The organism is Psychrobacter piscatorii (genome assembly GCF_904846415.1).
Classification (GTDB): Bacteria; Pseudomonadota; Gammaproteobacteria; order Pseudomonadales; family Moraxellaceae; genus Psychrobacter; species Psychrobacter piscatorii.
On sequence record NZ_CAJHAR010000059.1, the window covers coordinates 1 to 7,261 of the forward strand.

At 40.8% G+C, this 7,261-nt stretch carries 6 protein-coding genes and 1 pseudogene; 4 read left to right on the top strand and 3 right to left on the bottom strand.

Features of this window, described 5'->3' with window-relative positions:
• The coding region (locus JMX83_RS14445) for a YadA-like family protein (RefSeq protein ID WP_201603191.1) at positions 1-1,061 on the top strand (1,061 nt) is incomplete at its 5' end.
• Between the two features lie 176 nt (positions 1,062-1,237).
• Here JMX83_RS14445 and JMX83_RS14450 read toward each other — a convergent pair.
• Together JMX83_RS14450 and JMX83_RS14455 are read right to left on the bottom strand one after the other, a co-directional pair.
• A complete protein-coding gene (locus tag JMX83_RS14450) occupies positions 1,238-2,368 on the bottom strand; it encodes a relaxase family protein (RefSeq protein ID WP_201603193.1) in 1,131 nt (376 codons plus the stop codon).
• On the bottom strand, positions 2,358-2,723 hold the full coding sequence (locus tag JMX83_RS14455; RefSeq protein WP_201603195.1) for a plasmid mobilization protein: 366 nt from the start codon (positions 2,721-2,723) through the stop codon (positions 2,358-2,360). Before JMX83_RS14455 ends, JMX83_RS14450 begins: the two co-directional genes overlap by 11 nt.
• Positions 2,724-2,975: 252 nt before the next feature.
• On the opposite strand from JMX83_RS14455, the gene JMX83_RS14460 reads away from it, so the two are divergent.
• Positions 2,976-3,380, top strand: a complete 405-nt coding sequence (locus tag JMX83_RS14460; RefSeq protein ID WP_201603197.1) for a hypothetical protein — start codon at positions 2,976-2,978, stop codon at positions 3,378-3,380.
• A gap of 256 nt (positions 3,381-3,636) precedes the next feature.
• Positions 3,637-4,584: a replication initiation protein RepM gene (repM, locus tag JMX83_RS14465; RefSeq protein WP_201603199.1), complete on the top strand. Its 948-nt coding sequence runs from the start codon at positions 3,637-3,639 to the stop codon at positions 4,582-4,584.
• An 8-nt stretch (positions 4,585-4,592) separates the two neighbouring features.
• Here repM and JMX83_RS14470 read toward each other — a convergent pair whose 3' ends face one another.
• Positions 4,593-5,093, bottom strand: a complete 501-nt coding sequence (locus JMX83_RS14470) for a hypothetical protein (RefSeq protein WP_201603201.1) — start codon at positions 5,091-5,093, stop codon at positions 4,593-4,595.
• A gap of 507 nt (positions 5,094-5,600) precedes the next feature.
• Here JMX83_RS14470 and JMX83_RS14475 point away from each other — a divergent pair.
• Positions 5,601-7,261, top strand: a pseudogene (locus JMX83_RS14475) (hypothetical protein); the annotation flags it as partial.

The following is a 7,261-nucleotide window of genomic DNA, read 5'->3' on the forward strand; positions in this document are numbered from 1 at the left end:
GCACGCTAGGAGTTACAGGCTTATCCACGACAGCTGGTATTGATAACACAGGCGATATCGATAGCGTAGGTAATCTTACTAATACTGGTACTCTAACCAATACTGGCGCATCTCAGTTGAACGGCACGCTAGGAGTTACAGGCTTATCCACGACAGCTGGTATTGATAACACAGGCGATATCGATAGCGTAGGTAATCTTACTAATACTGGTACTCTAACCAATACTGGCGCATCTCAGTTGAACGGCACGCTAGGAGTTACAGGCTTATCCACGACAGCTGGTATCACTAACACTGGCACTATCAATACGGATAGTTTGAACACGACTACCTTAACAGCAACAGGTCAAATTACCACCAATGGTATTGCTAATACAGGTACTATCAGTACAGATGGTTTGACAACGACTACTTTGACAGCAACAGGTCAAACCACTACCAATGGTATTACCAACACTGGCGCTATCAACACGGGTAGTTTGAATACGACTAACCTGACAGCCACTGGGGTCACTACTACTAACGGTATTGTTAACACAGGTAATATCAGTACGACTGGTAACCTATCAGTGTCAGGCACTTTAACTGCTGGTACTTTTGCACCTAGCAATATTGTGACAACTGATATCGATACCAATACTTTAGATGTTTCACAATCACTTAATGTCAGTCAAGGTGCTACCGTGAATATGGGTGGCAACGTGGTACAAGGTGTAGCAGCAGGTAATATTTCTGCTGGCTCAACTGATGCTGTGAACGGTGGTCAATTGTTCCAAAGTCAAGCTGAAGCATTTGGCTATACCGATCGTGAGATCAACTCTCTAGAAGATCGTCAAAACAAGGGATTGGCCTCGTCATTAGCCTTTGCTGGTCTTAAATATTCAACCGTTCCAGGTAAGTTCAGTGTCGGTTTAGCAGGTGGCACTTGGTCTGGTGAGACGGGTTATGCGCTAGGCGTTAACTACACCACTGTAGATGGTAAATTTGGATTCAATAGTGCTTTCGGTGGTAATAGTGATGAGCAAGGTGGTAATTTAGGGGTATCTTTCCTAATTAATTAATAGTCATCTTTATTGATTAAGTTTAGGGTAGTTTGTAGGATTCAGCCTAATAGTTACTTGTATGGCAAATCTAGCACTTAACTGTTAGGCTTAAATCTTATTTAGTTTTGATTTATATTGTTTTTACCTCTATTCCTAAAATGAACGAACGCTCAAATATAGCAACTTAACAACTATCAAAACCTTGGTCGCAAACTCGCGTGATAGTTTTCTGCAGGAGCTGGTTTAACTACTTCCAGCTTCTGTTCAACTACCTTGTCTGATACCAACGGCTCAAGCGTAGCTGAACTCTTGTATCTCTCCTGATGATAAGCTTCCTTTATTTTTATTCCAGTGGCTAGCAGCTGCTCATCTAACTGCTTGCGCTCATTTCTACTAGCTCTATGGTCGTACGCAGAATGGTTTTCTTCTTTCGCTTCTGGCTCAAAATCATAACCATCAAACCCTTTTTCAAACATCCCGCCTTTGAGCCTAACACCCATTGGCTTACCATTCTTATCCGTTAGCTTGTCGCTTGTCACTGACAACGTCTTCTCGCTATTACCTCGATTAATCTTCAAGCCCCACTGTTCAAGCCTACCCAATACCCTTCGACGATTCATAGCGATATCGTTTTGCCAGTCCAGCAAGAGACGACGTTTAATTGCTTCCTCTAATAGCTTACGGCTAGGAGGATTAGCGATAGTCTCCTCATCCTTATCTGCATCTTTTTTCGTATAGCTCTTCAAATCAAAAGGCGTAGGGCGTGGTGCATTACTGCTGTATGGGTTCACTAAACGTTTGCGCTCAGGATCATTAGGATCACTTAACGGCTCACCCTTGATGGTTTTGACTTCTGAATTGATAATATTCTTCCAAGCGTTAACCCTTTTTTGGTCTGCCGGCTCATAGTACGGCTGAAAAGACTTACCTGATCGTAGTTCCTGACAGGGAATCACAAAGTTCAGCTCCAATCGTCCGACTGGATGATTCTCATCAATGTCTTTATCCGCATGCTGAACCCACAGAATGTCGTACTGATCGCTATCCAAACCGCAGAATATAACCGCCTCAAACTCCTGCATAATGCGCTTTTTATCCGCCTCACTAATCTCATCCGCACGTTCACTAAAAGACAAGTACCCTGACTTATACTTAGTCTTGTGAAAGGTCGTGTTAATTAAGTGCTCAGTGAGCACAGGATCGCCGTACAGCACTTTTGCATGCGTTCTAGGTACCAAAGTACCCTTACTCCCTTTCTCTTTAAGAAGGTAGTCTAAAACGCCACTCGCTTTGCCTTTACCATGCTTAGAGAACTTAACAATCATCACCATCCCTCGCGGCTACTTTTGAGTATTCGATACTCGTCTCTATCAGCACATGCAACTGTTTCCTAATCGCCTTAATCTCATTAAGCACCTCGGCATCAACGTGCTTTTCGATATTCACATGCTTGGTCAGCTGATTAAGATTGCTACCGATTCTACCCAACTGACGCACCAATTCAGGATCAACTGGCTTAACAGGAGTAACCCCTAATGCCAATCCTCGTAACCAACTGGCCACTGTATTTTCGCGGTTTCTTTTCTTAATCTCAGCAAGTTCGTAGTCATTGACGCGAATTGCAATCTCTCTATTTCGCTTGGCTCTCTTGTCAAGAACGGCAGTTTTTGGCTCAATCATAACGATTACCTAGGTAAGGATTGGTAGGGGATTTTAAGGGGTCTCCCCTTAACCAGCTCATACGAGGGATAGGATAATTATTACGTAGTAATAAATAGCCCCCTCTTGTGACTGCTGGCTTAATAAATAATATCATATAATCTATATTTGGCTGTACCTAATTGGAAATAAATGACTGTACCTATGCTATTATGATTGGCTGTACTTATATAAAAAAATAATGGCTGTACCTAGAGTTAAGGACTATTAAATATGGATAAGAGACGTAAAAATATGCAGTTATATAATGCACTTCGTTCAGCCAGAGTAGAGGGTATGATTGATATGATAAATACTATTGACTATGGTTGTAGCGAGCTTGATGTATTGGGTGTCTACGATGGTTATAGATTAGAGCGTCAAATTAATTCATATAGAGCAATGAAGATAGCTCAGTATTTTGGTGTAAGTGTCAGTAAAGGCAAACTAACCAGATTCTCTAAACCTAAAGATCACCATTACGATCTTTCTACTTCTCAACTGATGGATTATATAAGTGAACATTACGATGCTTTCCTAAATTATTGGGAATGGTTTAGACAAGGAGCTGAGCTTCAAGCTAAATTAAAGTTCTTCACTATGGAAGAATTAAAAGAAATAAGAGAAAAAGGTTTTTAATGTTTTTAATAGTTTTTAAAAGCTTTTACGTTCGCTGTAGCCATTGATAGTAATGGTTCTTACGACCTATAAAGCAACGTTTTACGACCTATAAAGCAACGTTTTACGACCTATAAAGCAACGTTTTACGACCTATAAAGCAACGTTTTACGACCTTAAAGCAACGTTTTACGACCTATAAAGCAACGCGGTTTTTATTTTGTTGCTTTATAGAGGTATGTGTATTAAAGTTACTTAGAACATATGAGGGGTCATAATGCAAAAGCAGCTAGTTACTAAAGATAATTCTTTGATTGGGGCAAGTTATAGCTTAGGTGTAGTTGAGCAACGACTAATATTTTTAGCTATTATTGAAGCTAGAGAGCAAAAAACTTTAATAGAAGCTGGCGGACTATTAAGGATTTATGCTCAGAGCTATGCAAAACAGTTTGATGTAGAGAAGCATACATCTTATGAAGCTATGAAAAGGGCTGTGGAAGGGTTGTATGAAGCAGGTTTTGCTTACAGTAAACTTGACGAACGAACAGGAAAAGTAGGTCACTATAAAAGTCGATGGGTTGATAAGATTGGTTACATTGATGATTTAGGATGTGTTGAACTTGTTTTTGCTAGCGATGTAATACCGCTAATTACCAGGCTTGAAGCTAGATATACAGAATATGAATTAAAACAGGTTGTAGGGCTACAAAGTGAATATGCTATCAGGCTCTATGAGTTGGTTATACAATGGCGCTCAGTAAGGAAAACAAACCTAATATCACTTTCAGAATTACGAGAAAAGCTGGGATTGGTAGATGAATACAAGAGAATAGAAGCTTTCAAAAGAAGGGTTTTAGATTTAGCGGTTAAACAAATCAACGAACATACTGATATTACTGTTGAATATGAACAGCATAAACAAGGCAGGGTTATTACAGGTTTTACATTCAAATTCAGAATAAAAACCCAAGCTAAGAAGTTGTTAGGAAAAAAGAGAGACAGTGATATGCCCGATATGCTAACCCCCTTAGAAATGACAGATAAACAAAAGGGTGTGTTTGCGGCTAAGCTATCGAAAATGAGTGAGTTGGCTAACTATGCTAAGCAGGGTGAGGATTATAAAGCATTTGCTGAACGGATTGAGACTGAGCTATTAGATGAAAGTAAGCATTCTTTTTACGCACCCTATCTCGATAAATTAGGTTTTCGGGCTTCGGCATCGTAAGGAGGTATTTAAAAAACCCACCACTTTTTCTTCTTCTCGGCGATAGCTGTTATTTCAGTATCCTGTTTTTTTTCGGATTGTATCTCATCATTGGGTTCAGATTGTCTGAACTCTAACAGTCTCACTTGTGCGAAATTTTGGATACTGGCGTTGGCTTTATCCAGCGTTTTGTTCAACTGTCCTATCTGCTGCTGATAATTTTCAATTAATTTCTTTTGATCACTGACTTGTTGGCTGAGATGTTCATTCTTGAGCTTTTCAAGCGCTAATAGGTGTTCAATGTCCGTATTGTACTGAACACTTTGATTGTTCAGAGGTGTACTTTGGACAGTGTCCGCCGAACGTTCAGTATGTTTTTTAGAAATTGGCTCACCAAACACGCGCAACATTTCTGAAACGTCTATTTTCTTATCTGCTGTCCTAGATAGCTCGCCATCATTGACTTTCTGATAGATCGTGGTTCTTGATACACCCCATTCTTTTGCCGCTTTCGTAACTGATATGATCATTGTTCACCTAGTGTCCAAGTACGTTTTTAGTGTCTGTACAATACGACTGTTCTGAACGTTCAGTGGACAACTATTGCATTAAGATCAGCATGAGGCAAACAATAAATAATTTAATTTATTTATCAGAGATAGGTATGTTAAAACTTAAAGTATCTTCGTAGTTTCAAACAGCTTACCGTCATTAATTATCTAAGGAGTGATAGTTTTTAATCAGATAAAATAAAAAACATTTGCTTGCACTATTTACAAAACAATAATAAATTACATAGTTAGATATCTTAAGTTACATTAGTACTAACTACTGTTTACATTTCTCACAGTTCTAGTTTAGAAATACAATATTTTATATTTCTCAATATATTCGTTTATACGGTCTTGTCTTAAATCATTAAATCAATCCATACGAATCCTTATGCGGTATCTATCTGACAAGGATAAACATCTGAATTTCAACAATATTTTTACCACGTATTGTAATGAATCCCTATTCAAAGCAGAGCACACCTTATGACAAAGACGACTATCAAAAAACCAACGTTACAGAGAACGGTCCTAGTACTGGCGATGAGTGCTATTAGTTTTCCATCCTATGCTTTAGGTAGTGGTGATGATGATTATACATTTGCTGATGAAGGGCAAGTTATCGTAGATAATCGTGACTGGATCAGTGACAACGATACTTTTATACAAGACATCAAGGACAAAGCAAGCCAGCAAGTATCAACACCAGTAACTCCAACTAATCCAGGAGTTCCTACAACTGTGCCAGTAAATCCAGCTTACAGTGATCCCAATGCTCCACAATCTAACCAGTCTCTAACAGAGGGACCAATAAGTAATAGAAAATGTTCAGAAACCTTTGAAAATGAGATTCGTAACATAGAATACGGAATGCTGGGCGTAGATATCGCTCAAACAGTTTTAGAAGCAGGTGGCGAAGCAGTGCAAGGATTACCTTTTGGTGCAGGTATGGCAGGCGGAGCCATTGTGGTTGCTTCACTAACGGCTCAAATAGTAAATACAGCGCTTGGGTTTGTGGTACTTGATAAAGATGCCCAAGCTGCAGATGCACCATCATGCGGACAAGAGTTCGTCGGTGATATAGAGGTAACTGAAGGCGCAGGTGTTGTTGTTGGAAATGCAGCCGGTACCGCAACAGTTTCACTAGGTCCTGACTCAAATGGCAACCTACAATCAGGAGTATCTATCGGTGGCGGGCAGATTTTAGGAGCTGGTGATAGTAATAACGGAAATGCGGCGACAGCATCAGATGCTACTGCTATTGCCATCGGTAATAGTGCTCAAGCTACTAAAATAAATAGTACTGCTATTGGAGAGAGTGCTATAGCAACTGGGGTAAATTCAAGTAGTTATGGAGGTCAGTCTCAGGCTACTGGCGAAAACAGCACCGCTATTGGACGAGATGCACAAGCTATCAATAATAAGAACACTACCGCAATAGGTGTGAGCAGTAGAGCAACCGCTGAGAATAGTACAGCAACGGGTGCAAACTCTCAAGCGACTCAAAAAAATGCAACGGCAACGGGACAAAACGCACAAGCGACAGCAGTAAATACCACAGCAACGGGACAGAATGCTCTAGCAGAAGGTGAAAACAGCACCGCAACGGGACAAAACGCGCAAGCTACTGCTGTCTACACGACGGCTTTGGGTGTGAATAGTGAAGCAACTGGTATAGAAGCCACCGCAGCGGGCTTTGAAGCCGATGCATCAGGGGCTTATGCGACAGCATCAGGTAGTCGAACTATTGCTTTAGGACTTGGCTCTACAGCAAACGGTGCTCAAAGTGAAGCGCTTGCCGATCGTACCACAGCATCAGGTTATGATAGCTTGGCTTCAGCTATAAACAGTACGGCAACTGGCGCAAACTCTCGTGCGACAGCTGAGAACAGCACCGCAACGGGACAAAACGCGCAAGCTACTGCTGTCTACACGACGGCTTTAGGTGTGAATAGTGAAGCAACTGGTATAGAAGCTACGGCAACAGGCTTTGAAGCCGATGCATCAGGGGCTTATGCGACAGCATCAGGTAGTCGAACTATTGCTTTAGGACTTGGCTCTACAGCAAACGGTGCTCAAAGTGAAGCGCTTGCCGATCGTACCACAGCATCAGGTTATGATAGCTTGGCTTCAGCTATAAACAGTAC